General features: G+C 68.9%; 20 protein-coding genes. 5 read left to right on the top strand and 15 right to left on the bottom strand.

Annotated elements, in window-relative coordinates; all coding sequences use genetic code 11:
- Positions 1-111: 111 nt before the first annotated feature.
- Positions 112-1,650 carry a coiled-coil domain-containing protein gene (locus IBL26_RS13935; protein ID WP_187785106.1) on the bottom strand — a complete coding sequence of 513 codons (1,539 nt, stop codon included), beginning with the start codon at positions 1,648-1,650 and terminating at the stop codon, positions 112-114.
- A 134-nt stretch (positions 1,651-1,784) separates the two neighbouring features.
- Between IBL26_RS13935 and ddpX the strand changes: the two genes are divergently transcribed.
- The 4 genes from ddpX (at position 1,785) to IBL26_RS13915 (ending at position 5,814) form a co-directional block, all read left to right on the top strand.
- Positions 1,785-2,333: a D-alanyl-D-alanine dipeptidase gene (gene ddpX, locus IBL26_RS13930; RefSeq protein ID WP_187785105.1), complete on the top strand. Its 549-nt coding sequence runs from the start codon at positions 1,785-1,787 to the stop codon at positions 2,331-2,333.
- A gap of 571 nt (positions 2,334-2,904) precedes the next feature.
- Positions 2,905-3,534: a LolA family protein gene (locus IBL26_RS13925; protein ID WP_187785104.1), complete on the top strand. Its 630-nt coding sequence runs from the start codon at positions 2,905-2,907 to the stop codon at positions 3,532-3,534.
- Between the two features lie 94 nt (positions 3,535-3,628).
- Positions 3,629-4,429 carry a gamma-glutamyl-gamma-aminobutyrate hydrolase family protein gene (locus IBL26_RS13920; protein ID WP_187785103.1) on the top strand — a complete coding sequence of 267 codons (801 nt, stop codon included), beginning with the start codon at positions 3,629-3,631 and terminating at the stop codon, positions 4,427-4,429.
- A 434-nt stretch (positions 4,430-4,863) separates the two neighbouring features.
- Entirely contained in the window at positions 4,864-5,814 is a 951-nt protein-coding gene (locus IBL26_RS13915; RefSeq protein WP_187785102.1) for an SMP-30/gluconolactonase/LRE family protein, read from the top strand.
- A gap of 354 nt (positions 5,815-6,168) precedes the next feature.
- Here IBL26_RS13915 and trpA read toward each other — a convergent pair whose 3' ends face one another.
- The 14 genes from trpA to IBL26_RS13845 all read right to left on the bottom strand — a co-directional run bounded on the left by trpA (position 6,169) and on the right by IBL26_RS13845 (position 24,529).
- A complete protein-coding gene (gene trpA, locus IBL26_RS13910) occupies positions 6,169-7,014 on the bottom strand; it encodes a tryptophan synthase subunit alpha (protein ID WP_187785101.1) in 846 nt (281 codons plus the stop codon).
- Positions 7,011-8,273 carry a tryptophan synthase subunit beta gene (trpB, locus tag IBL26_RS13905; RefSeq protein ID WP_187785100.1) on the bottom strand — a complete coding sequence of 421 codons (1,263 nt, stop codon included), beginning with the start codon at positions 8,271-8,273 and terminating at the stop codon, positions 7,011-7,013. The genes trpA and trpB overlap by 4 nt, the downstream gene beginning before the upstream one ends.
- Positions 8,274-8,379: 106 nt before the next feature.
- The gene (locus IBL26_RS13900) at positions 8,380-9,021 is read right to left on the bottom strand and encodes a phosphoribosylanthranilate isomerase (RefSeq protein ID WP_187785099.1); all 642 of its coding nucleotides are present in this window, start codon (positions 9,019-9,021) and stop codon (positions 8,380-8,382) included.
- A gap of 527 nt (positions 9,022-9,548) precedes the next feature.
- Positions 9,549-10,274, bottom strand: a complete 726-nt coding sequence (pyrF, locus tag IBL26_RS13895; RefSeq protein ID WP_187785098.1) for an orotidine-5'-phosphate decarboxylase — start codon at positions 10,272-10,274, stop codon at positions 9,549-9,551.
- The gene (locus tag IBL26_RS13890) at positions 10,271-10,609 is read right to left on the bottom strand and encodes a lipopolysaccharide assembly protein LapA domain-containing protein (RefSeq protein ID WP_241749369.1); all 339 of its coding nucleotides are present in this window, start codon (positions 10,607-10,609) and stop codon (positions 10,271-10,273) included. Before IBL26_RS13890 ends, pyrF begins: the two co-directional genes overlap by 4 nt.
- Complete coding sequence (locus IBL26_RS13885; RefSeq protein ID WP_187785097.1) at positions 10,609-10,938, bottom strand: integration host factor subunit beta; 330 nt, start codon at positions 10,936-10,938, stop codon at positions 10,609-10,611. The genes IBL26_RS13890 and IBL26_RS13885 overlap by 1 nt, the downstream gene beginning before the upstream one ends.
- Positions 10,939-10,981: 43 nt before the next feature.
- On the bottom strand, positions 10,982-11,896 hold the full coding sequence (gene sppA, locus IBL26_RS13880) for a signal peptide peptidase SppA (RefSeq protein ID WP_187785096.1): 915 nt from the start codon (positions 11,894-11,896) through the stop codon (positions 10,982-10,984).
- Between the two features lie 499 nt (positions 11,897-12,395).
- Entirely contained in the window at positions 12,396-14,117 is a 1,722-nt protein-coding gene (gene rpsA / locus IBL26_RS13875) for a 30S ribosomal protein S1 (protein WP_187785095.1), read from the bottom strand.
- A gap of 592 nt (positions 14,118-14,709) precedes the next feature.
- On the bottom strand, positions 14,710-16,725 hold the full coding sequence (locus tag IBL26_RS13870; RefSeq protein ID WP_187785094.1) for a hypothetical protein: 2,016 nt from the start codon (positions 16,723-16,725) through the stop codon (positions 14,710-14,712).
- A gap of 462 nt (positions 16,726-17,187) precedes the next feature.
- Positions 17,188-17,925 (bottom strand): RluA family pseudouridine synthase, encoded by a 738-nt coding sequence (locus tag IBL26_RS13865; protein ID WP_187785093.1) that lies wholly within the window; start codon positions 17,923-17,925, stop codon positions 17,188-17,190.
- A 248-nt stretch (positions 17,926-18,173) separates the two neighbouring features.
- Positions 18,174-19,043, bottom strand: a complete 870-nt coding sequence (locus IBL26_RS13860) for a branched-chain amino acid aminotransferase (RefSeq protein ID WP_187785092.1) — start codon at positions 19,041-19,043, stop codon at positions 18,174-18,176.
- Between the two features lie 563 nt (positions 19,044-19,606).
- Complete coding sequence (gene polA / locus IBL26_RS13855; RefSeq protein ID WP_241749368.1) at positions 19,607-22,504, bottom strand: DNA polymerase I; 2,898 nt, start codon at positions 22,502-22,504, stop codon at positions 19,607-19,609.
- Positions 22,491-22,715: a zinc-finger domain-containing protein gene (locus IBL26_RS13850; RefSeq protein WP_187785091.1), complete on the bottom strand. Its 225-nt coding sequence runs from the start codon at positions 22,713-22,715 to the stop codon at positions 22,491-22,493. Before IBL26_RS13850 ends, polA begins: the two co-directional genes overlap by 14 nt.
- Before the next feature lie 815 nt (positions 22,716-23,530).
- Positions 23,531-24,529, bottom strand: coding sequence for a TerC family protein (locus IBL26_RS13845; protein WP_187785090.1), 999 nt, complete (start codon positions 24,527-24,529; stop codon positions 23,531-23,533).
- Positions 24,530-24,879: 350 nt separating this feature from the next.
- Here IBL26_RS13845 and IBL26_RS13840 point away from each other — a divergent pair.
- Positions 24,880-25,074: hypothetical protein (locus IBL26_RS13840; protein WP_206684229.1), on the top strand; the 195-nt coding region annotated here is incomplete at its 3' end.

The following is a 25,074-nucleotide window of genomic DNA, read 5'->3' as shown; positions in this document are numbered from 1 at the left end:
CCCGGACACGCTCGCAACCCGGACACGCTCGCAACCCGGACACGCTCGCAACCCGGACACGCTCGCAACCCGGACACCATCGAACCCCTCGGCCGCGAGACAACCCCGCGTTCAGGCCAGGCTAACCTCCAGCACCGGCGCCGCCCGGCCACGTATGTCTGCGTCCGCCGTCAGGCGGCGGGAAAGGTCGCGCAGGGCAGGGGCGATCCCGGCTTCCGCCAAGGCGGCCAATGTGGCCTCCAGCGCCGTGGCCGCGTTGCTGCCGCCGTCCTCCAGCGCCGCCCGCGCCTGGCTCATCTGCCGCCCGGCGGTGCTCAGGCTGTCCATGGCGCCGCCCATGACGCCGTCCAGCCCCTCCAGCTCGACCTCCTCGGCCAGCCGGCCGCGCTGGGCATGCTCCTGCGCCAGCGCCGTCACGCTGCTGAGGTCGCGGGTGATCTGGCTGACGATCTGCGTGGTCTGGTCGGCACAGGTGCGCAATTCCCGCGCGATGGTATGCAGGGTGCGCCCGGCATCGTGCAGCCGGCCGGATTTCAGCGTCATGTTCAGGCTCATCAGCCGCAGGTCAGTCTCCAGCCCGCGTACCGTGCTGATATGCGCCACCAGCTGCGCCACGGCGGTGGCGATGCCGCGTGCCACGCCCTCCACCTCCGCCTGCGCCGCACGGAAATCCCGCAGCAGCACCGCCGCCTGGCGCACCTGCGGCTCCAGCATCCCCAGCACGCCGCCGCGCCGCTCCGCCGCGCCACAGGCCTCCGCACCGGCGGCGGCCACGCGGCGCAACTCGGCCGGCAGTTCGCGCAGGCTCTCGGTCAACCGCAGCCACCACGCCTCCTGCGCCTCGGCCACGCCAAGCAGCCGGGCGGCCTGATTCCGGCCGGCCGCCCCGCCCTCCGGCGGCAGGGCCTGCAGCGCCTGGCCGGCCTGCTCCAGCGTGTCCGCCACGCCATCCTCGCTCCGCAGCAGCAGCATGGCCTCCGCCGTCCGCCGCCCCAACCCTTCCGCCTGCTGCCGCAACGCGCCGGCGGCCTCCGCCCCCGCCCCCAGGCGGCGGGAGAGCGCGGACACACCCTCCGCCAGCGCGGCTGGCACCGACTGGATCGCATCCGCCTGCTGCCGGGCGAAGCCGGCCTGGCGCGCCAGCCCGCCTTGCAGATCCTCCTGCAACCGCACCACCGCCTGTTGGAAACCCTCCAGGCTGCGGCGGGACAGATCGAACAACCGGGCGATCTCGCTGGTGAAGGCCGAGAAATCCTCGCCCATCGCGCCCAGGCCGGAAGCGCAGACCTTCGCGGTCACCGTCAGCATGCCCACCGCGCGCACCGTGGCGTCCAACTGCCCCAGGCTGCCGCCGATCGCCAGCAACTGCCCCTGCATCTGCTCCAGCGCCTGCCGCTCCGCCCGGATCAGGCCGTCAATGCCACGCAGCGCCGTCGCCGCGTGCTCCAACTGGCCGATCGCGGCCGCATGGCCCGTGCCGCGCAACTCCGCCTCCAGCGCCTCGAAGCAACCTCCCAGGCCGTCCAGCGCCTGGATGGCCTGTTCCAGCTGCTGGCCGGCCCGGCCCACGCCACGCTCCAGCGGCGCGCGCAAACCGCGCAGGGTCGTGGCCATCATGGCCATATTGGCCGGGGTGGGGAACGTCGTCACAGCACCATGTCCTCCTGCCGATCCGCGCGGCAGTCTGGGATGTGACACGGCAAAGATGCAGATTTGCTGAAGCCCGCGCCGGAAAACACCGCGGCCAGGCTGCAACGCCGCGCCTTCCATGCGACGATGCGCGCATGCTCCTGCCGCTGACCGAGGCCGATGGCCTGCTGTTCGATCTCCGCTACGCCACGCCGGACAACCTGACCGGCCAGCCCATCTACCGCCGCCCCGTGGCCCTGCTGCTGCCCGAAGGCCGCGCCCGCCTGCTGGCGGCGCGGGACCAGGCCGCCGCCCTGGGCCTGCGCCTCAAGATCTTCGATGCTTTCCGGCCCATCGAAGCCCAGTGGGCGCTGTGGCACGCGGTGGAGGACAAGCGCTTCGTCTCCGACCCTCGTCTCGGCGGCGTGCACCCCCGCGGCGCTGCCGTGGACCTCACCCTGTGCGATGCCGCGACCGGCGCCGAACTACCCATGGGCACCGGCTTCGATGCCACCGAAGCGGCCTCCGCCCACGGCAGCCCGGTCGTCCCGGCCTCTGACCAGCGCAACCGCGCCCTGCTGCTGGGCCTGATGGTCGCGGCGGGCTGGGAACCCTATTTGCTGGAATGGTGGCACTACCAACTGCCGGACGCCCGCCGCTTCCCCTCCCTCTCCGCCAGCGCTGTGCCGGATGGGCCGATGTAGGGACTTCCTTCGCGATGGGGAGGGAAGGCCGGGGAAGGAATTCCCCGGACCCCATCTTTTTTCTGCGAGTTGGGGTGGGGGCTTGGAGATGGAGGGCGTGGTCACCGGTTTCATCGACGATGGCCTAAGTCGGCCGACCGAACGGGCCGCCGGCGCGCCTGCCCGTTCGTAGCGAACGTACCCTCCATATTTTCTACATCCGGCGGACAAACTGTAGGTCAGTGACAGCAGGTGTTTTTACGCCATCTGTCCAGTGCCAGTGCCAGTGCCAGTGCCAGTGCCAGTGCCAGTGCCAGCAGCCCAATACCTGCTCTCCGGCCTGCGCTACCTTCAGCGCTCGCTATACGAACCGCAGCCCCCCGCCGAGACTCAGACCACCCCCTCCACCGCCACCCCCGAACAACTCGAAGAAAGAAAAGAAGGGGTCCGGGGAATTCCTTCCCCGGCCTTCCCTCCAACCCTCCAACCCTCTACCCGCAAGCCAGCGCTCCCCCCAGACCCGCCGGAAATTCATCCCGCCCCACGCCCGTCGCCCCTTTCGCAAGGCGGCGCGAAACGCCAACTACACCGCATGTTCCGACGCACGCTGCTTGCCGCCGCCCTGTTGCCCGTCCTCTCCCCGGTCTTGCCGCGCCCCGCGCTGGCGCAGGCCGTGGGCAACCGCGCCGCGGTGCTGGGGCGGATCGAGGCTTACCTGAACAGCCTCACCACCATGCGGGCGCGCTTCCTGCAGATCTCGGCCAATGGCGCCGCCGCGCAGGGCACGGCGATGATCTGGCGCCCCGGCCGCATGCGGTTCGAGTATGATCCGCCGGAGCCGTTGCTGATGGTGGCCTCGGACGGCCAGTTCCTGCACTACGACAAGGAATTGCGGCAGCCGAGCATCGTGCCCGTCTCCTCCACCCCGCTGGGCTTCCTGCTGCGGCCGCAGATCCGCTTCAGCGGCGACCTGGAGGTGACGCGGCTGGAGCAGGTGGGTGGATTGATCCAGGTCGGCATGCGCCGCAAGGACGCGCCGAACGAGGGCAACCTCGTCCTCGTCTTCGCCGATGACCCGATGGAGCTGCGCCAGTGGGTGGTGACGGACGCCCAGGGCCACCAGACGCGGGTGACGCTGACCGAGATCCAGACCGGTATGCGCTTCGACCGTGCGATCTTCACGTTCAACGATCCGCGCTTCTTTGAAGAGCAGGTGCGCTGAAAACAGGCCGTGCCGGGCCGAAATCCGGAATCCTGGACACAGGATTGCGTGATTTTGCCTTGATAACGCCATGCCCGGGCGCAACCATCCTGTCATGCGCCCCCTGATTGGTATCTCCTGCTGCGTCAAGGCGTTCGGTGCTCTGGCCATGCCGAACCACGCCGTCTCCGACCACTACATCCGTGTGGTGCTCGGGCCGATCGGTGGTGTTCCCGTGCTCATCCCCGCCGCGGGGGAGGGTGTGGTGGCTGAGCTGCTGCCGCACCTCGATGGCCTGCTGCTCACCGGCAGCCGCTCCAACGTGCAGCCCGCCCTCTATGCCGGCCCGCCACATCTGGAAGGCACGCCCGAGGATGCGGAGCGGGATTCGACCACCTTGCCGCTGATCCGCTCGGCACTTTCCGCCGGCGTGCCGCTGCTGGCCATCTGCCGCGGCTTTCAGGAACTCAACGTGGCGCTGGGCGGTACGCTGGACCAGCGCATCCAGGACCTGCCCAACCGCATGGACCACTCCACCCCGGTGGACCAGGTGCTGCCCAAGGTCCGCACCGGCAAGGCGCATGCCGTGCGCGTTGCCGCTGACGGCACGCTGGCGCGCCTCTGGTCCGGGCTGGACTGGCGGCCGGATGCCGTGCCCGTGAATTCTCTGCACAACCAGGGCGTCTGCCAGCCCGCACCCCGGCTGATCCCCGAAGGCTGGGCGCCGGATGGCACGATCGAGGCCGCGCGCGTCGAAGGTGCGCCGGGCTTCGCCTACGGCGTCCAGTGGCACCCGGAATACGACTGGCAGTCCGACCCGCTCTCCCGCCGCCTGTTTGAAGTCTTCGGCGCCGCCGCCCGCCGCCGTGCGGTCGAGAAGGATTCGATGCCGATTCCCGCGGTTGCTGCGGAATAGCCACACCGACTACCGAAATTCGTTGATCAAACGTTTTTGAGTTGCGTATGACTCCCCTTACGCGACGTGGGAAATGCCCTATGTTCGCTGCAAGGCGGTAGGTTTTTCCCCAACCGGCTCGCCCGACCATTCCGCACAGGAATGACATCCCCCAAAGGCGCCCGGTCATCCCCCCCTGACCGGGCGCCACCCCTTTCAGGCCCCTGCTTTTTTGCGCGCCCGGCTTTACCGGACCGCAAACTGCGCCGCAGCCGCGACGCCCTTCGCAGGCCGAGGCGGCGGGCAGGCTCCGGTTTTCCTGCCAGATCGCGTGGTTCACCGCTCCGACCGATCCATCGTGCGGCCGTCACGCTCCAGGCGTGTCTGGCCTGCCCCATCCCTGCATGCCAAGCTGCCCGCAGCGCCCTTCGATAAGGGTGGAAGAGGAACGCGACATGCAGAACGACACCCCCTGGCAGCCCACGGCCAATTATCCGGAAACCCGCTTCCGGGCCTTCGAGCCCGGCTTCCAGCGCTTCCGCATCATGAACACCGGCGTGGAAAAACTGGCCTCGGGCTGTCAGTGGGCCGAAGGTCCGGTCTGGTTTGGCGACCAGCGGGCGCTGCTGTGGTCCGACATCCCCAACAGCCGCATCCTGCGCTGGGATGAGGAGACCGGCACCGTCAGCACCTTCCGCAAGCCGTCCAACTACGCCAACGGCAATACGCGGGACCGCCAGGGCCGCCTTGTCACCTGCGAGCACCTGACCCGCCGCGTCACCCGCACCGAATATGACGGCAGCATCACCGTGCTGGCCGACAGCTACCAGGGCAAGCGGCTGAACTCACCCAACGACGTGGTGGTGCAATCCGATGGCAGCATCTGGTTCACCGACCCCGATTTCGGCATCAGCGGCTACTTCGAAGGCCAGAAGGCCGAGCCCGAGCTGCCGCACGCCGTCTACCGCATCGATGGCCAGACCGGCGCGCTGACCCAGGTGGTGGACGACATCCCAGGCCCCAACGGCCTGGCTTTCTCGCCCGACGAATCCATCCTCTACATTGTCGCCAGCCGGGCGGAACCGCGCGAGATCCTGGCCTACGACGTCGCCGGCAGCCGCATCGCCAACCGCCGCGTCCTCATCCGCTGCGCCGCTGGCGAGACGCCGGATGGCTTCCGCGTCGACGTGGAAGGCAACCTCTGGTGCGGCTGGGGCATGGGCAGCGACGAGACCAACGGCGTGCGCGTTTTCAACAAGGACGGTGCCGCGCTGGGCCATATCGACCTGCCGGAACGGTGCGCCAACGTCGCCTTCGGCGGCCGCTTCCGTAACCGGCTGTTCATGGCGTCCTGCCGGTCGCTTTACTCAGTCCATGTGAATACGCAGGGGGTGCTTGGAGGGTGATGGGGCGGGGGCGGGGCCAAAGGGCTCTGCCCTCTCTGGACACTCCCGCTGGGGTGGCAGCGTCACCCCAGGCCCCGCCGTCAGTTTCAGGGGCGACAAGCAAAGCCAAAGCCTGTGTGGCTCTGCAATCGCCGAAGGCTACATCAACCGAAGACGTGAGGCGCGCGGCCAGACGTGGGTCCCTAGACACGGCGACTTCGCTGTAAACGCGTCCGCATACTTACTTTGAAAGCTCTGGCTGCCAGCGCACTGCCCTGACTACAAGGCCGGGCAAAACTGGCAGCGGGGTCCGGGGTGGACTTTCCACCCCGGCGGGGGTCCAGGGGGCAGCGCCCCCTGGGAGGCGCAGTCCCCTTAGTTCCCGCGCACCGCGTGGGACAGTTCCCGCACCTGGTCCAGCACCAGCCGCACCGTGTTCGGCCGGGCGCGCCCGTTCTCGTCCAGGCTCTTCGCCAGCGTCTCGATCAGCGCGGAGGCGACGACGGCGCCGTCCGCCACCTTCGCTGCTTCGGCCGCCTGCTGCGGCGTACGCACGCCGAAGCCGATGGCGATGGGCAGGTCGGTGAACTTCCGCAGGCGGGGGATGGCCTCCACCAGCGCGCCGGCATCGGCGCTGCGCGTGCCGGTGATACCGGCGATGGCGACGTAGTAGATGAAGCCGCTGCCGCCGTTCAGCACCTTCGGCAGCCGGGCGTCATCGGTGGTCGGGGCCACCAGGCGGATGATGTCCAGCCCCTGCGCCACGGCGGGTTCCAGCACGTCAGCTTCCTCGGGCGGCACGTCCACCACGATCAGGCCATCGACGCCGGAGGCCGCGGCATCCACCGCGAAACGCTCCACCCCGTAGGACATGATGGGGTTGAAGTAGCCCATCAGGATAACCGGGGTATCGCCATCGTCCTTGCGGAAATCCCGCACCATGGCCAGGGCGCCCGCCAGGGTGCCGCCGGCCTTCAGTGCCCGCTGGCCGGCCAGCTGCACCGTCGGGCCATCGGCCATCGGGTCGCTGAACGGCACGCCGACCTCGATGAGGTCGGCGCCCGCGCCTGGCATGCCACGCAGGATGGCCAGGCTGGTGGCGGGGTCGGGGTCATAGGCCTCCAGGAAGGGCATCAGCGCGCCGCGCCCTTCCTGCTTAAGCTGCGCGAAGCGGGCGGCGATGCGCCCCTTCTGCTGCGGGTCAGCCTGGTTCTGGCTCACAGCTCCACCCCAAGGTGCTTCGCGACGGTGAAGATGTCCTTATCCCCGCGGCCGGAGAGGTTGAGGATGATGGTCTGATCCTCCCGCATCGTCGGGGCCATCTTCATCACCTGCGCCAGCCCGTGCGAGGATTCCAGCGCCGGGATGATGCCTTCGAGCTTGGAGCAGAGCTGGAACGCCTCCAGCGCCTCGGTATCCGTGGCGCCGACATAGGTGGCGCGGCCGGTCTCGTGCAGCCAGGAATGCTCCGGCCCGATGCCCGGGTAGTCCAGCCCGGCCGAGATGGAGTGCGCTTCCTGGATCTGCCCGTGCCGGTCCTGCAGCAGGTAGGTCAGGTTGCCGTGCAGCACGCCCGGGCGGCCGCGGTTGAGCGACGCCGCGTGTTCCGGCGTGTCCATGCCACGCCCGGCGGCCTCGACACCCCACAGCGCCACGTCCTTGTCGTCCAGGAACGGGTGGAACAGCCCCATGGCGGAGCTGCCGCCGCCGACGGCGCAGACCAGCGCGTCCGGCAGGCGGCCTTCCAGCTCCAGGATCTGCTCGCGCGTCTCCTCGCCGACCACGCACTGGAAGTCCCGCACCATCTGCGGGTAGGGGTGCGGCCCGGCGACGGTGCCGATGCAGTAATAGGTGTCGTGCACGTTGGCGACCCAGTCGCGCAGCGCCTCGTTCATCGCGTCCTTCAGCGTGCCGGCGCCGGAGGTGACGGGCACCACCTCGGCCCCCATCAGCTTCATGCGGAACACGTTGGGCGCCTGGCGCTCGACGTCGGTGGCGCCCATGTAGACGACGCACTGAAGGCCGAACAGCGCGCAGGCCGTGGCGGTGGCCACGCCGTGCTGGCCGGCACCGGTCTCCGCCAGGATGCGCTTGCGGCCCATCCGCTTCGCCAACAGGATCTGGCCGAGCACGGCGTTGATCTTGTGGGCGCCGGTGTGGTTCAGCTCCTCGCGCTTGAAGTACACCTTGGCGCCCATGCCGGGGCCTGCGCCCTCGCGCAGATGCTCGGTCAGGCGGCTGCAGTACCAGAGCGGGCTGGGGCGGCCGACATAATCCTTCAGCAGCCAGCGCCACTCCGCCATGAACGCCGCGTCGTTCTTCGCGGATTCATAGGCCTGCTCCACTTCGAGCAGCAGGGGCATCAGGGTCTCGGCCACATAGCGGCCTCCGAACTGGCCGAAGCGCCCACGCGCATCGGGACCCTGACGGAGCGAGTTGGTCAATGGCTGATTCACGATCCATCCCTCCGAACGGGGCATCGTGTGTAGCGCGCGGGAAGGGGCGGGGGTAGGGCCAGGGGAAAGGAAGACAGCCCAGAGGACGGAATTCGCCCGAAACCCGCCCTTTTGCCAGCCGAGCCCAGGTTCAGCCTTCTTTCCCCAGCGCCGCGTGAACGAAGGCCGCGATCAAGGCGGCATCCTTCACCCCCCGCGCCCGCTCCACGCCCGAGGATACATCCACCCCCGGCGCGCCGGTTGCGCGGATGGCCTCGGCCACATTGCCGGGCGTCAGCCCGCCCGCCAGCAGCCACGGCCGCGGGATCTCCCGCCCTGCCAGCAGGGACCAGTCGAAGCTGGCGGCATTGCCTCCCGGAAGGGTGGCGCCCGCCGGCGGCTTGGCATCCAGCAGGAAGCGGTCCACCGCCGGGGCATAAGCCTCCAGCAAACCGAGATCGGCCTCCGTCGCGATGCCCAGCGCCTTCATCACCGGCAGCCCGAACCGGGCCCGCACCGCCGCGCAACGCTCCGGGCTTTCCTCGCCATGCAATTGCAGCAGCCGCAGCGGCGCCAGTTCCAGCACGCCGGCAATGGTGTCGTCATCCGCATCGACGAACAGCCCGACGGGCGTCACAGCCTTTGGCATGCGCGCGATCAACGCCCCCGCCCATTCCGGACCGATGGCGCGGGGGGATGGCGGATAGAACACGAAGCCCAGCAGCGTCGCCCCCGCCTGGCAGGCCGCATCCGTCGCTTCGGCATCCTTGATGCCGCAGATCTTCACTTGCATGGGCTACTGTCCAAGGCCGGCGGAGCGCGATGTCGCCCCCGGCCCCCTTTCGTCTCTGTCATGATGGCCCCACAGCGTGAATGGCCCAGCACGCCAGACTTGGGAAGGCCACCATCTCCCGCCAATCCAGCCCGTAGCGGCCCAGCGGCCAAGCTGAAGGAACGCCATGCGGCACAGGAGGTTAGAAAGTTACACCTTGAGGAGAACCAGGCCGGGGAATGAATTCCCCATCAAACCTATAGGTTTGATCCTTCTTTTCTTTTTTCCGGTTTTTCTGGCGTGGCCGTCGAGGGCGTGGCCTTAAACGCCGCTGGGTGGGCCTGAAGTCCTGGACCTCCAGCGACTGACGGTTCAGTCCGCGTGGCCCATTATTAAACTCACCGAGCGGCGCTCGCTCTCAGCCTTGAGGCGCAACGCCAAACCGGCAGAAAAAAAGAAGGGGCCTGGGGAATTCTTTCCCCAGCCTTCCTCCCACTCCAAGCCTGGAAACCACCATTGCAGCGCGCCAAAGAGCCGGAAAACCCGTGCTACCCGGCCAGGGAAGCCGCGATGGCTGCCGCCGCCTGGGCTGGCGAGGCGCTGGCCGTGATCGGCCGGCCGATTACCAGCCAGTCCGCGCCGGCGGCCGCGGTGTCTTCCGGCGTGGCCACGCGGGCCTGGTCGCCCTTGTCGCTGCCGGCGGGGCGCACGCCGGGCACCACCAGCAGCGGCGACTCGCCGAAGGCGTCGCGGATCAGGCTGACCTCGTGCGGGCTGCACACCAGCCCGTCCGCCCCGGCGGAGAGTGCCAGGCGCGCCAGCCGCAGCACCTGCTGGGCAGGCCCGCCGGAGACACCCGTATCGGCCAGTTGGGCGGCGGTGAAGCTGGTCAGTACCGTCACGGCCAGGATGGCGGGGCGGCGCGGCCCGGCGGCTTCCTCGGCGGCGCGGCGTGCGGCCTCGATCATTGGCGCACCGCCGCCGCCATGCAGCGTCAGCATCGCCGGCCCGGGCGCATCGCCCACGGCGCAGACGGAGCGGACGGCACCCGCGACGGTGTTGGGAATGTCGTGGAACTTGAGGTCCAGGAAGACCGGCCGGTGCTGGGCGATCTGCCGCACCACGCCGGGGCCGGCGGCGCAGAACAGTTCCAGCCCCACCTTCACCAGCCCGACATGCGGCGCGACCGATTCGGCCCAGCCCAGCGCCTGGGCCGGGTCAGGCGTATCCAGCGCGGCGATGATGCCGCAGCGGTTCGGCTTGAAGGCGGTCATGCGTGGGTCGCTGGCACCAGGGCCGTCTGGCCGGACGCGGTATTCACCACCGGGGTGGCCTGGCGGGCGCGCAGGTCGGCCAGCTCGGCCTCCAGCAGCCGGGCGGCGCGCTGCAGCTGCTTGGCGCGCGCGCGGTGGCGCAGCCCGGTGCCCCAGGCTAGCAGGGCGCCCAGCAGGAAGGCCAGGAAGGCCGCGCCCAGCACGGCGCCCGCCAGTGGCATCTGCCAGGCAAGGTCGAACGGCCAGAAGCGCAGATCCACCGGGCCGGTGTTGGAGATGGCGAACAGGACCAGCACCAGCAGCAGCGGGGCGGCGAGCAGGATACGCAGCATCATTAATCCGCCTTGGCTGCGGCTCGGGCGGGGCGGCGCGGGGCCTGCAGGGGGCCACCGTTCACGCGCTCCCGCAATTCCTTGCCGGGCTTGAAGTAGGGGACAGCTTTACTGGCCACTTCAACCGATTCACCCGTGCGCGGGTTGCGGCCCAGCCGTGGGTCCCGCTGCTTGGCGGAGAAGGCGCCGAAGCCACGCAACTCCACCCGGTCCCCCCGTGCCAGGGCGGCGCTGATCTGGTCGAAGATGGTGCCGACGATCAGCTCGACATCCGGCTGGCGCAGATGCGGGTTCGCCGCCGCGAGCTGCGCGATCAATTCAGACTTCGTCATGGCGCGCCTGACTCCTCTCGGGGCGGGGGTATCAAGGTCACGATCAAGGCTGCCAAACGGCCCGCACGCCGTCAATCGCAAGCCATTCTGAAATCACAGTTTTTGCAATGCCGCGAAGCGCGAAGCCGAAGGTGCGCTCGGACAGGTCCCGCGTCTCCAGCTCCCGCACCGGCGTGGCGGCCGGGATGGCGCGGGCGGATTCCAGCCAGGCGCGCGCATCCTCCTCACCGCCGATGGCGTCCACCAGCTTCAGGGCGACCGCCTGACGGCCGGTATAGACGCGGCCATCGGCCAGGATGCGTACATCCTCCACCGGCATGCGGCGGCCCTCGGCCACCATGGTGACGAACTGGGCATGCAGGTCAGAGATCACGGCGCGCATGGCGGCGCGACCTTCCTCGGTCATCGGCTGGAACGGGCTGGGCTGGCCCTTGAGCGCGGCGGAGGCCAGCGTCTCCGGCCGTACGCCCAGCCGCCCCATCAGCTCCGACACATCGAAGGACTGCATGATGACGCCGATCGAGCCGGTCACCGTGCTCTCCCGCGCGAACACCCGCTCGGCCGGCATCGCAATCATGTAGGCGGCGGAGGCGGCGGTGCCGCGCATCACCGCCACCACCGGCTTCTGCGCCCGGAAGCGGGCCACGGCGGCGTGCAGCGCCTCGCCGCCCGCCACGGTGCCGCCGGGGCTGTCGATGGAAAGGATCAAGGCGCGCACGGCGTTGTTGCGTGCGGCGGCGTCCAGCGCCTCGGTCACCTTGCGGTCGTCGGTGATGGTGCCTTCCACCTGCAGGCGCGCGACATAGGCGGCACCCGGCACGGCATCGGCGATGTTGCCGCGGAACGCCGCGAAGGCCGCCAGCGCGCCCAGCGCCACGGCGGCCACGCGCCACACCGTCAGGTGCCGCTTCAGCCGCCGGCGGTCCACCAGCAGGTCATGGTCGAGGGAGGCGGTCATGTCGCGGCATCCATGCGGGCAGGCGGCGGGCGGGGTCAAGAGGAAGGCGCAGCTCACGCCCGGCTCCGCGCCCGGCGGGGCTTTTATGCCACTCGGGGCGGTGCGAGGTCTTGCGGTTTTGCGGTGGGAGAAAAAGGCCGGGGAAGCAGGTCCCGGACCCCTTCTTTCCCTGCAGTCAGGAAGGGATGGAGGGAAGGTCAGGGGAATGAATTCCCCTGAAACCCCATCTTTCCTCTGTCAGCTGGCGTTGCGCCTGGAACCGGCAGATGCCGCTGTAAGACCACGACCACTCAAGCTGAACCCTCAGCCTTCGGCCTAACCCCGGCCCAGGCCCGGAAAGGCTGGACGCCCCCACCAGCCACGCCCAGAAGACTCACAGAAAAAAGAAGGGGTCCGGGGAATTCTTTCCCCGGCCTCCCAGCGCCGCACCCCCAAACGCAAAACGCCCCAGGTGTTTCCACCTGGGGCGCCCGCGAAGCCTTCCGGAATGCCGGAAGGATCAGTCCTCGGAGACCATCGAGTTACGGCGGCGGATGGCCGCGCCCAGGATGTCACCCAGCGAGGCGCCGGAGTCGGTCGTGCCGAATTCCTTCATCGCCTCACGCTCTTCCTCGACTTCCTTGCCCTTGATGGTCAGGGACAGGCGGCGGGCAGCGCGGTCGATCGCCACGACCTTCGCATCGACCTTCTCGCCGATGGCGAACTTGTCGGGGCGCTGGTCACCACGGTCACGGGCCAGCTCGGCGCGACGGATGAAGCCCGTCAGCACGTCGTCGACCTTCACCTCGATGCCGTTCTGCTCGACCTTCGTCACGATGCAGGTGACGATGTCGTTCTTGCGGACGCGATCCAGCACCTCGGCGGCGGGGTCCGCCTCGAGCTGCTTGATGCCGAGGGAGATGCGCTCCTTCTCGACGTCCACATCCAGCACCTTGGCCTTGACGATCTGGCCCTTCTGGTAAGCGGCCATCGCCTGCTCGCCAGCCACGTCCCACGAGAGGTCGGACATGTGGACCATGCCGTCGATCTCGGGAGCCAGACCCACGAACAGACCGAACTCGGTGATGTTGCGGATCTCGCCCTCGACGATCGAGCCGGGGCCATGGCTCTCCAGGAACAGCTCCCAGGGGTTGCCCTGGGCCTGCTTCAGGCCGAGCGAGATGCGGCGCTTCGGCTCGTCCACGTCCAGGATCAGCACGTCGACTTCCTGCGAAGTGGCGACGATCTTGCCCGGGTGGACGTTCTTCTTGGTCCAGCTCATCTCGGAGACGTGGACCAGACCCTCAACGCCCGGCTCCAGCTCCACGAAGGCGCCGTAGTCGGTGATGTTGGTCACGCGGCCGCTGAACTTCGCACCCACCGGGTACTTGATCGCGACGCCCTCCCACGGATCGGACATCAGCTGCTTCATGCCGAGCGAGATACGCTGCGTCTCGGAGTTGAAGCGGATGACCTGCACGCGGACGGCCTGACCGATGGTCAGGGCCTCGGACGGGTGGTTGATGCGGCGCCAGGCGATGTCGGTGACATGCAGCAGGCCGTCGACGCCACCCAGATCCACGAACGCGCCGTAGTCGGTGATGTTCTTGACGACGCCGTCCAGGATCATGCCTTCCTTGAGGCCCTGGATCAGCTCAGAACGCTGCTCCGCACGGGTCTCTTCGAGGACGGCACGACGCGACACGACGATGTTGCCGCGGGCGCGATCCATCTTCAGGATCTGGAACGGCTGCGGGCTGCCCATCAGGGGCCCGACATCGCGCACGGGGCGGATATCGACCTGGGAGCCGGGCAGGAAGGCCACGGCGCCGCCGAGGTCGACGGTGAAGCCACCCTTGACGCGGCCGAAGATCACGCCGTTCACGCGCTGCTGCGCGGTGAAGGCCTTCTCCAGGTTGGTCCAGGCCTCTTCACGACGGGCCTTCTCGCGGGACAGGACGATCGCGCCGTCACGGTCCTCGTAGCGCTCGACGAACAGCTCGATCACGTCGCCGGGCTGCACCTCGGCCTTCTGGCCCTGGGGTGCGAATTCCTTCAGGGGCACGCGCCCTTCGCTCTTCAGACCGACGTCGACCACAGCGTAGTCGTCGTCGATGCGGATCACCTTGCCGGTGACGACGGAGCCGGCGAAGCCGGTGTCAGCACCCAGGGTCTCATCGAGCAGTGCAGCAAAGTCTTCGGTCTCGGCGGACGCCGTGGCGAAGCTGTTGGCATTGGCCATGTAGCGGAATTATCCTGCATGCGGCCCAGGCAAGAGACCCAGGCCGTTTCCTGCGCCCCCGCTTGCGCGAGCACGACTTGGCCCGGCACCGGATCATCGCGGCGCGCACAGGCCCTGCTGATAAGGGGGAATATCGGTCCACCCTAGACCGTCCCGGCCACCGGCCAGGCACCCCACCACCCAAAGGACGGCGCGGTTCTCGGCAACCGCCTAGTCCTTCGCGGGTCGTTTCGTCAAGGAAATTCGGGATTTTGGCGGGTACGAAGGCTGTTGGGGAAAGGATGGCCGGGGAAGGAATTCCCCGGACCCCATCTTCTTTCTACGAGTCTGGCATGACGCCCCAGAACCATGTGCGGCGCCGGGGCAAGCGGCCAAACTAACCCCGACGAATGCCTAGTCACCACGGGCGACGGATTGCCGCCATGCCCCAGCCATAACTTAGACCAGAGTACCCTCTACCCCAATGCACCCAACCAAACTGACAAAAAGAAAGAAGGGGCCTGGGGAATTCTTTCCCCAGCCTTCCTTTTCGCCATCGCAGCAAAGGCCAGACACCGGCCGCAATACGTAGAGTAATAAAAGGTAGGCTTTATCAGCCCGCCCGGCCCAGCAATGTCCGCGCTCCCTGGCGCCAGGCATCCCACGCCGCGTCCGCTGCCGCGCCGCGCCGCTCCGCCTCTTCCGACGCCTGGTTCAGCCGCTGCCGGGCCTGGTCCCGCGCCGCGCCGGTGCGGTCCTCGGCTGCCGCGCGGGCGCGTTCCAGCGCCGAATCGGCGTTCAGGGAGGCGCGGCGGGCGGCCAGGAACTCCTCCAGCAGGCGCCGCTGGGTGGCCATGTCCTCGGTCAGGGTGGCCAGGGTGGCGCGGCCTTCCAGCCCTTCGGGCGCCGTCGCCAGCAGGTCCCGCAGGGTCTCCAGCGTGCCGGGGCCGCCGGGCAGGCGGCGGGCCTGCTGTTCCACATCCACATCGCGCCAGGCGATCACCGCCGGGTCGCCCAGCCCGGCATCCCAGAGCGGGATGTCGCGTTGGCGCGCGGTCTGGAACGGCAGGCGCAGAATGGTAGGCGTGCGATCCAGCACCGCCTCATGCCGCAGGCCGAAGCTGCCCTCGGCACTGACGGGGAAGTCCGGCTTGGCGCCGGGGCGGGCGGGCAGGTCCACCACCAGCCGGCCACGCGCGCCGCGCGGGTCGATGGCCATCAGCACCGTGTCCTCCACCAGGTAGGACACGCGCAGCGCGCCGCCGCGCAGGGTGATGCCGGTCGGCCGCTCCCGCCGCTCGGTATTGCGGGTGATCAGCACGTCACGGTCGCGCGCGAAGGCGACGATGCGCATGTCGCGCGGCGGCAGCGCCGTCAGCTCGGCGTCGCCCAGATAGCCACCGGCCTCGGCGCTGGTGCCGGCCATGCCGTAGACGGTGGCCAGGCCGGCCGGCAGCGTCGCCGTGCCGGTATTGACCAGCCGCACCGCCTGCAACGGGTGGCGGGAGACGGCGTCCTGCACCCACCACACCCGCTCCGCCACCAGGGCGGTATCGGCGAAGGGAAGGTTGGCGGTCTCGCCGTTCCGCAGGCTGACCGGCGTGCCCAGCGTAAATGCGACCCGGCCGGGGGAAGGCGCGGCCTGCGCCGGCTCCGGCGGCGGAGCCGGCGGGGCGGCGCGGCTGCGCTCGGCATAGGCGCGCGGGGCGGGGGCGATGGGGGCGGCCGGCATCGGCATCTGCGGCATGGCGCCGGTATCAGCGGTCACGTCCACCGGGGCGGAACCCTGCACCGGCAGCTCCGGCCGCGGCACCAGCACGGGCGTGTACAGCGCCTGGCGGAACGCCGCCGCATCGCCCGAGACGAGGCTGAGGCGGATATTCTCCCAATCCGCGCCACTGCGGTTTTCCACCACCGCCCAGCCCTGCAGCCGGGCCTCGCCCGGGCGCTCCAGCGGCGGTACCAGCAGGCGCCAGGAGGGCTTCCACAACGGCGCCCCGGCCACATAGGTCACGCCCACCTCGCGCGACGAACCGGGCCGGCCCTCGGCGGTCCCCAACTCGATGCGGATCTCCCGCTCGCTCTCGGCGCTGGCGGCGGCCAGGGCGGTGGCGGCGCGGGCGATGCGGGCATTCAGCGCCGCGTCCTCCAGCCGGATCGGCGCGCCATCCTCCACCTTCACCGTCACCGTGCCCTCCGGCGTCAGCAGAGACAGGCGCAGTACGCCCTCCTCCTCGCTGGCGGAGGCGATCAGCCCGGACTGCCCGGCCGCCGCGGCGCGTTGGCCGCGCAGGGCGTTCAGCATGGCGGCGCGGCTGGCGAAATCCTCGGCTCGCAGCGGCAGGCCGCGTAGCGCCTCGGCCGCCAGATCCTGCGCCGGCAGGCGGATGCGCGGGCTGCCACTGGCGGCATCTCGCACCACTAGGCTCTTCAGCAGGTCATCGATCGCCTCGGTGGGTGCGCGGAAGGTGATATCCTCGCCCGCCGCCAGCGGCCCCGCCCGCTCGATCTGCGCCAACCCGGCGGAAGACAACGTCACCGAACGCACCGGCAGGTCGGCCGCCATGGCCGGCGTCATCACAGGCATGGCCGGCAGGGTGAGCAGGAACAGGGCGAGGGCGCGGCGCATCGGTCGTAGGCCTCCGGTCGAAACGGGTGCGAAGCAGAGCCTGGGCCGGGCGGATTCGTCCAGTCCAGGGATGGTCAGGAATGCGTGTGCCCCTTGTCACCAGGGGGCATGGTGACGGGGCGGTGGACCGAGAGGGCTCTGCCCCCTCGGGCTCCCCCGGCAGGGGATACGATCCCCTGCACCCGCGGATCATCGGCACTGCGCGGGGTCTGGGCGCAGTACCCTTCAGAATACTATTATAATACAATACATTAGTTATATCTCGGCCTTCAACAGGACGAAGCGCTGCCGCAAGCTCATCTTATCAATGTCTGCGGCCAAACCGGCATGTCTGCAGATCAATGACATCGCAGACAGGTAAAGCCGTACCTTACGAACTCTCTCCAACGAATGGGTTTCCAAAGGCCTCAGGCCTTTGGCGGGGAGTGGTTGAGGAGGGCAGCGCCCCGCTCAACCACGCGCTCAAGCCCCGGCAAACCCACAACCAGCAAAGGCCGCGCGCATGGCGGCCGGTACCGGAGCCTCGGCGGCCAATGGCGGTTCCAGGGGCAGGCGGATGGCGCGTGCCAGCAGGTGCAGCCCGCCCGGGGCGGGCTTGCCGTAGAACGGGTCGCCCAGGATGGGCCAGCCCAGCGCGGCGCAGTGCACGCGCAATTGGTGGGTGCGGCCGGTGCGGGGGCGCAGTTCCAGCCAGCACAACCCGCCGCCGCGCCCCAGCACCCGCCATAGCGTGGTGGCGGGCTGGCCGTCCGCATGGGCTTCGATCCTCCAGCCGCGCGCGGCGCTGCTGACCTTGCGCAGCGGCAGGTCGATCCGCCCTTGATTGGCCGCCGGGCCGGGCCCGGACAGCACGGCCCAGTAGGTCTTCTCGGCCCGGCCCTCGGCGAACAGCGCGCCCAGCTCGGCCAGGGCCGGCTTGGTGCGGCCCAGCACCAGGCAGCCAGCGGTATCGGTATCCAGCCGGTGCGCCGGCTGCGGCACGCGCTTCTTGCCAAAGGCCAGTTGCGGCAACCAGTCCTCCAGGCTTGGCCCGCCGCGCGGGCCGGCATGCACCGCCAGGCCGGCCGGCTTGTCCAGCACCAGCACCGTCTCCGTCCGCAGCAGGATGCGCGCGGCGATCTCCGGCGGCGGCTCGGCCGGCAGGCGGGGCGGGGGGAGGGGCCGCGCCGGGGGGCGTCGGTGCGTTAGGCGCGGCGGCATGGGAAGCGGTGAGTCCTCGAAGGGGGGCGCAAGGTTGGGGGAGAAAGAATTCTCCCCCAAACCCCCACTTCTTCTTTTTGCGTTGTTTGCGGGTGGGGCCGCCAGGGGCGTTGCGCCACAGGGCAGCGCGCCGCCGTGCAGCTGATGGTTCAACCTTCTCGCCACCCCCCGCCCCTGCTTCAACAGGCGGCAGACTCGAAGACAAAAGAAGGGGTCCAGGGGAATTCCTTCCCCTGGCCTTCATCCCCTCAGGCCGCCTTCGGCAGCACCCGGCCGGTCGATTCCGCCCAGGCGAAGTAAAGCTCCCGCGCCTTGGTGCCAAGCGGGCCGATCGGCAGCGCACGGCCCTCGAAATTGGTGCAGTACTGCACCTTGCCGAAATTGCCGGTGGCGAAGATCTCATCCGCCTCGCGCAGCATCTGCGGCGTCACCTTCACCTCCCGCGCATCGATGCCGGCCTCGCGCAGCAGCGTCAGCACGCGGGTGCGGGTGATGCCGGCCAGGAAGGTGTTATTGGCAACCGGCGTGTACACCACGCCATCCTTGGCGAACATCAGGTTGGATGTCGCGAACTCCGCCACGTTCCCCTCGAAGTCGCACAGCACCGCGTTCTGGAACCCCTTGTCGCGCGCCGAAGCCGCGGCGCGGGAGGAATTGGGATACAGCGCGGACGCCTTGGCATTGGTCGGCGCCATGTCCGGTGCCGGGCGGCGCTCCGGCACCAGGCAGGCGGAGAAGCCGGCACGGTGGTCCGGCATCGGCGCCTCATAGACCGAGAGGACGAACTCCGTGCTCTCCGGGTCCGGGAAGGCCGCGCCGATACCCTTGCGGACAAAGAACTGCGGGCGAATGTACAGCTCGGCATCGGCCGACATCATCGCCACGCCCTCGCGGCACAGCGCCTCGATCTCGGCCGCGGTCTTGGTCGGCGCCATCGCCATGTTCCTGGCGCTCTGCACCGCACGGGCACAGTGCAGGTCCAGGTCCGGCACCAGGCCGCGAATGGCGCGGGCACCGTCGAAGATGATCGAACCCAGCCAGAAGGCGTGGTCCATCGGGCCCAGCAGCTTCGGCTCCTGGGTGGACCACCTGCCCTCATGCCAAAAGACGCCTGCCATGACCGTCACTCCCTGGATTGGTGGCCGCGCAACCTCGGCCACACGGCAAATACCCCGCCACAGTGCCACGGCCCGTCTTGGAATTGAAGGGAGGGGCTGCCAGGGGCCTCGCTTGGGGACGCCCGGCTGATGGGTGGCTGCGGGACGGTTTGAAGCGGAAGGCCGGGGAAAGAATTCCCCGGACCCCATCTTTTTTCTGCGAGTTGGGGACAGCGCTTCAGGACTGAGAGCGGGCGCTGTGTGCTGATTTTAAACATGGGGCCACGCGGGCTGAACCGTCAGTCACTGGAGATCCTGGAGCCGGTCGATATTCAACCTGAGGCGCGAGGAGGATCAGAGGAATGATTTCCCCTGAAACCCCATCTTTTTTCTAGCAATTGGCCTGGGGCTTCAGGGGACCGACGGGTGCGGTCGCAAGAAAGATCGCGGCCACCAGACAACCATCAGCTTCCGACGTAATCCTACCTCTGCCTGGAAAGGCCAACGCCGCATCGGCCACACCCGAAGAACTCGAAAAAACAAAAGAAGGGGCCCGGGGAATTCTTTCCCCGGCCTTCCTTCCTTCAGTGGGCCACAGCCCAGTTCGGCCCCTGCCCGATTTCCGCGCGCAGCGGCACGCGCAGCACCGCGACGCCTTCCATCACCTGTTTCACGATGGCGGCGGTTTGGTCCACCTCGTTCTCCGGTACTTCGAACAGCAGTTCGTCGTGCACCTGCAGCAGCATCTTCGCGTTCAGCCTGGCTTCGCGCAGGGCCTTCGGCATGCGGGCCATGGCGCGCTTGATGATCTCGGCCGCGCCGCCTTGGAAGGGGGCGTTGATGGCCGCGCGTTCCGCGTTGCCGCGCCGTGCCATGTCCTTGGAGGCGATGCCGTCGATCCACAGCTTCCGCCCGAACGGGGTCAGGACGAAGCCGTTGATGCGGGCCTCTTCCTTCAGCCGTTCCATCTCCGCCCGAATGCCGGGGTACTGGGCGAAATAGGCGTCGATGATGCCCTTCGCCTCCCCGGCGCCGATGCCCAGGCGGGCGCCCAGGCCGAAGGCGGACATGCCGTAGATGATGCCGAAATTGATGGTCTTGGCCCGGCGGCGGCTTTCCTTGTCCACCTTGCCCGGCTCCAGGTGGAAGATGTCCGCGGCCGTGCGGCTATGGATGTCCTCGTCCTTGGCGAAAGCCTCGCGCAGGCTGGGCACGTCGGCCAGGTGGGCCAGCAGCCGCAGCTCGATCTGCGAGTAGTCGGCGGCCAGCAGCACATGCCCGGGCTTGGCGACGAAGGCGCGGCGGATGCGCACGCCTTCCTCGGTGCGGATGGGAATGTTCTGCAGGTTCGGCTCGGTGGAGGAGAGCCGGCCGGTGGAGGTGATGGCCATGGAGAAATCGGTGTGGACGCGGCCATCGCGCGCGTCGATCTGCGCCGCCAGCCCTTCCACGTAGGTCGATTTCAGCTTGGACAACTGGCGCCAGTTCATCACCTCGCGCGGCAGCTCGTGCCCGCGCGCGGCGAGGTCCTCCAGCACGCTGGCATCGGTGCCCCAGGCGCCGGCCTTGCCGCGCTTGCCGCCGGGCAGCTTCTGCTCGTCGAACAGGATCTCGCCCAACTGCTTGGGGGAGCCGACATTGAAGGGCTTGCCGGCCAGTTCATGGATCCGCTGTTCCAGCGTGATCATGCGGGCGGAGAAATCCTCGCCGATGCGGGCCAGCTCGGCGCCGTCGACCTTGATGCCTTCCACCTCCATGTCGCGCAGCACGCCGATCATGCGGCGCTCGACATGCTCGTACAGCGCCAGGGCGCCGTCGGTGCGCAGGCGCGGCTTCAGCATCTGCCACAGCCGCAGCGTCACGTCGGCATCCTCGGCCGCGTAGGCGGTGGCCTTGTCCAGCTCCACCTGGCTGAACGGGATGCGGGCGCGGCCGGTGCCGGTCACCTGGTCATAGGGCACCGGGCTGTGGCCGAGGTGGCGGAGCGAGAGCTCGTCCATCCCATGGCCATGCCGGCCGGCGTCCATGCTGTAGGAGATCAGCATGGTGTCATCCACCGGCGCGACGTCGATGCCGCTATTGGCCCCCTCGGCCTGTGGGCGGCCCAGCACTTCCAGGTCGTACTTGGCGTTGTGCAGGATCTTGAGCGTGCCAGGGTCTTCCAGCATCGGCCGCAGGGCGGAGAGCACCTGCGCCAGCGGAATCTGCACCGGCGCCTCGGGCGCCGCCTCCAGCATGTCGCCCGTCCCCGGCTTGGGCCCGTGGCCGACCGGGATGTAGCAGGCCTTGCCGGGCGCGATGGCGAGCGAGATGCCGACCAACCTGGCGCGCAGCGCGTCCAGGCTGTCCGTCTCGGTATCCAGCGCCACGGTGCCGGCGGCCTGCGCCTCCTCCACCCAGCGGTTCAGGGTGTCGAGGTCGGTGACGGTCTCGTACGGGCCGAAAGCGGCGGCGTCTTCCGGCGGCGTGCCCACCGGCTCGGCGGCGGCCGCCTGGGCGGCGATGAATTGCGGCGCGTGGCGCGGCTGGCTGACGGCCGGCATGCCCTCGCCGCCTTCAAGCCCCAGCCGGTGCAGCAGGCTGCGGAAACCCTGGTCGCGCAGGAAGGCGGCCAGCCGGCCGGTCTCCGGCGGCTGGGCCAGCAGGGCGTCGATCGGGCGGGGCAGCGGCGTGTGGGTGTCCAGCTCCACCAGCCGACGGCTGATGCGCGCCAGCTCGGCATTGGCCAGCAACGCCTCACGCCGCTTCGGCTGCTTGATCTGGTCGGCGGCGGCCAGCAGGCCCTCCAGGTCGCCATATTCCAGCACCAGGGCCGCGGCGGTCTTCAGGCCGATGCCGGGCACGCCGGGCACGTTGTCCGTGCTGTCGCCCGCCAGCGCTTGCACGTCCACCACCTTGTCCGGCGTCACGCCGAACTTCTCGAACACCTCGGGCTCGCGGATCGGCTTCTGCTTGATCGGGTCCAGCAGCTGCACGCTGGGGTTCACCAGCTGCATCAGGTCCTTGTCGGAGGACACGATGGTGACCTGCCCGCCCTCCTCGGCGAAGACGCGCGCATAGGCGGCGATCAGGTCGTCCGCCTCGTAGTTCTCCAGCTCGATGCAGGCGATGCCGAAGGCGGCGGTCGCCTCCCGGATCAGCGCGAATTGCGGGATCAGCTCTGGCGGCGGGTCCGGCCGGTGGGCCTTGTAGTCGGGGTAGATCTGGTTGCGGAACGTCGTGCGCGAATGGTCGAACACCACCGCGATGTGGCTGCCGGCATGCTTGGTCAGGAAATTGCCCAGCATGCTGGTGAAGCCGAACACGGCATTCACCGGCGTGCCGTCCGGGCGCGTCATCGGCGGCAGCGCGTGGAAGGCACGGAAGATGTAGCCGGAACCATCCACCAGGATCAGGTGGGGCTGGTCCTGGCGCACCACCTCGGGCGGCAGGTCGGCCGGGCCGGTGCCCCCCTTGGCGGCGGGACCCTTAGTGATGGCCATCGTCCCCGGCGCCCTCAGCCAGCACATAGGTGCGGGAGCAATAGGGGCAGGTCACCTGCGTATCCTCGATGCGCAGATAGACCAGCGGGTGGCCCAGCGTGCCGCCACCATTGTCGCAGCCGACGACGCGGCTATGGACGATGGTGGTCTCTTCCGGCGTCACGCCGGGGGTGGCTTTGGGGGTGTAGCCCGTCAGTTTCGCGTCGCGCATCGGCCTGGGTTCCGCATGTTCGGCAGGGGTCGGGCGGACCATAGGGCGAGAGGCGCCCTGGGGCAAAGCCCGTGGCACATGGCGGGACCGCAATGTCGGGCCCCCCAGGCGGGGCCTTGGCGGGCGCCGCTGACCGGACACTGCATCGGTACGGGGGTATCCGTTACCCAATGGCCTTCCTGGTCGCCATCAAGGCGCAGCACGTTGTCGGACCCAGCCTTGTTGCCCGGCCCGGCAGCATAACGCGGGCTTCGTGGGGGGGCGGCGGCGAGGCGGCCTGTAGGGAAGGGAAGGCTGGGGAAGAATTCACCAGACCCCATCTTCTTTTTGCGCATTGTGCGACGTGGCTTTGGGAGGGTAGCCCGGCAGGCGTGCCGGGTGTGCCGGGAGCTCTGGCCGTGAGCCAAGGCTTAAAAATAGGTAAAAGCGGGAGCTTGGCTTCTGCGTCCGCTCGCGGCGGATATGGTCCGAGGGCCTTACCCTTGGATACCGAGGGCTCGCCCCGCGTGGCCTTTGAGATTCATCAGGGCTTCCGCCCTGGACCTCTATACTCAACTTGCAGCGACAGCGGTGGTACTGGCAGACGCTGCCCGGTGTCTGTCGGCGGCCCCCTCTCGGGTGGCCAGGAGGGCCCGCCGATGACACCCTGAAGGCCTGTCACCCCAGGACCAACATCCGCGCCGCAGGGCTCCCACCCCGCCAGCGCACCCCCAACGCGCAGAAAAAGATGAGGGAGGCCTGGAGGGAGAATTCCTTCTTCCTCCAGCCTTTTCCCCTAGGGCAGCCTCGCCCCTGAGGGAGTGTTCAGGCCCGCATCAGCGGCCCTGTTCGATCACCTTCGGGTGCTCCTCCACCAGCTTGTCGCCGCGCGTCTTCCACAGGGAGAGCGCGATGGAGCCGGCGATGATGCTGCCCGTGGCGATCAGCGCGTACTCGACCGGGATGGCCTTGCCGCCCGCGTACCAGTTGGCCAGCATCTTCACGCCGACGATCATCAGCACGATCGACAGGCCATGCTTCAGGTACTTGAAGCGATGGATCACGCCGGCCAGGGCGAAGTACATCGCGCGCAGGCCGAGGATGGCGAAGACATTGGCGGTGTAGACGATGAACGGGTCGGTCGAGACGGCGAAGATGGCCGGGATGCTGTCCAGCGCGAAGAACAGGTCCGTCAGCTCGATCAGCACCAGCACCAGCAGCAGCGGCGTCACCATCAGCTTGCCGGCTTCCCGTACCGTGAAGGCGTTGCCGCGGTAGCCGTCCGTCACCGGCAGGCGCCGGCGCATCCAGGCCAGGATGCGGTTGTCGGTCGGGTCTTCCTCCTCGCCGGCCGAGCGCAGCATCTTCCAGCCGGACCAGATCAGGAAGGCGCCGAACAGCACCATCAGCCAGTCGAACTCGCGCAGCAGCGCGGTGCCCACCAGGATCATCACGCCGCGCATCACCAGCGCGCCCAGGATGCCCCAGAACAGCACGCGGTGCTGGTAGGCCGCCGGCACGCCAAACTTGGCGAAGAGCAACACGAAGACGAAGATATTGTCGACCGAGAGCGACCACTCGATGACGTAGCCGGTCAGGAATTCCAGGCTCTTGGTCGCGCGCTCTTCCTCGGTGGTGCCGTAGGACATGCGCAGCCAGACGAAGAACAGGCCGGCCAGGGCGATATAGGCGGCGGACTTGAACAGGGCGGTGCGCACGGGCACCGGCGTCGGGTCGCCATTGGCGTCCTTCTTGGCGAATACGCCGAGATCGAGCAGCAATAGGCCCAGCACGGCCGCGTTAAACGCGACCCAGAAAATTGGCGATGCCTCCATGCGGCAGGCTTCCTCTGTTGGGGGCCCAGCCGCACGAATCCTGGGATTCGTCGGGAAAGGTGCATGTGCCGGGCCCTGTTGCGCAGTCGTCGATCCGACATCACGGGGGCGGTTGCGCTGCGAACAGCGTCCACCCACTCGTCAGAGGGGCCCGGATCGCGGCAAAGATGGATTTTCTGTCATGGATTGGCAAGAAGAAAATGCGGGCAAGTGAGCAGCGGCGGCCCATCGCCCCGCCAGCCCCGCCAGCACCGACCACCCCGGCCGTCCCCACCCGCCACGAATGACGCCGGCCCGGCCTGCACCTTTGGCATGGACCGCTCCGCCCGCCCCCCGCTATGCCAGGCCGCATGCCGCACCGCATTCCGGTTCTCCCGTGCTGCCTGATGGCCGCCGCCCTGGCGCTGGCGGGATGCGCGCCGCAGGTGGTGCCCTCCGGCCCGCCCGCACTCGGTTTCGCGCTGGATGCCGCGCAGGCCACCGCCCCGGTGCCGCGGGACGGCGCCCCGCAGCCCGCCGCGCCCCTGGCCGAGCCCTTCCGCGCC

The organism is Teichococcus aerophilus, from assembly GCF_014490485.1.
In the GTDB taxonomy this organism is placed as follows: Bacteria; Pseudomonadota; Alphaproteobacteria; order Acetobacterales; family Acetobacteraceae; genus Pseudoroseomonas; species Pseudoroseomonas aerophila.
Note: the sequence above shows the minus strand (reverse complement) of the source record. Positions and strands in the feature narration are given on the sequence as shown.

Coding starts and splice junctions, on each gene's coding strand:
- polA (WP_241749368.1), bottom strand. CDS start 22,504: ATGGCCATCACTAAGGGTCCCGCCGCCAAGGGGGGCACCGGCCCGGCC.
- pyrF (WP_187785098.1), bottom strand. CDS start 10,274: ATGACCGCCTTCAAGCCGAACCGCTGCGGCATCATCGCCGCGCTGGAT.
- IBL26_RS13885 (WP_187785097.1), bottom strand. CDS start 10,938: ATGACGAAGTCTGAATTGATCGCGCAGCTCGCGGCGGCGAACCCGCAT.
- IBL26_RS13920 (WP_187785103.1), top strand. CDS start 3,629: ATGCGCCCCCTGATTGGTATCTCCTGCTGCGTCAAGGCGTTCGGTGCT.
- ddpX (WP_187785105.1), top strand. CDS start 1,785: ATGCTCCTGCCGCTGACCGAGGCCGATGGCCTGCTGTTCGATCTCCGC.
- IBL26_RS13890 (WP_241749369.1), bottom strand. CDS start 10,609: ATGATGCTGCGTATCCTGCTCGCCGCCCCGCTGCTGCTGGTGCTGGTC.
- IBL26_RS13900 (WP_187785099.1), bottom strand. CDS start 9,021: ATGCAAGTGAAGATCTGCGGCATCAAGGATGCCGAAGCGACGGATGCG.
- IBL26_RS13860 (WP_187785092.1), bottom strand. CDS start 19,043: ATGGCAGGCGTCTTTTGGCATGAGGGCAGGTGGTCCACCCAGGAGCCG.
- trpB (WP_187785100.1), bottom strand. CDS start 8,273: ATGCCCCGTTCGGAGGGATGGATCGTGAATCAGCCATTGACCAACTCG.
- IBL26_RS13870 (WP_187785094.1), bottom strand. CDS start 16,725: ATGCGCCGCGCCCTCGCCCTGTTCCTGCTCACCCTGCCGGCCATGCCT.
- rpsA (WP_187785095.1), bottom strand. CDS start 14,117: ATGGCCAATGCCAACAGCTTCGCCACGGCGTCCGCCGAGACCGAAGAC.
- IBL26_RS13915 (WP_187785102.1), top strand. CDS start 4,864: ATGCAGAACGACACCCCCTGGCAGCCCACGGCCAATTATCCGGAAACC.
- IBL26_RS13845 (WP_187785090.1), bottom strand. CDS start 24,529: ATGGAGGCATCGCCAATTTTCTGGGTCGCGTTTAACGCGGCCGTGCTG.
- IBL26_RS13925 (WP_187785104.1), top strand. CDS start 2,905: ATGTTCCGACGCACGCTGCTTGCCGCCGCCCTGTTGCCCGTCCTCTCC.
- IBL26_RS13850 (WP_187785091.1), bottom strand. CDS start 22,715: ATGCGCGACGCGAAACTGACGGGCTACACCCCCAAAGCCACCCCCGGC.
- IBL26_RS13865 (WP_187785093.1), bottom strand. CDS start 17,925: ATGCCGCCGCGCCTAACGCACCGACGCCCCCCGGCGCGGCCCCTCCCC.
- sppA (WP_187785096.1), bottom strand. CDS start 11,896: ATGACCGCCTCCCTCGACCATGACCTGCTGGTGGACCGCCGGCGGCTG.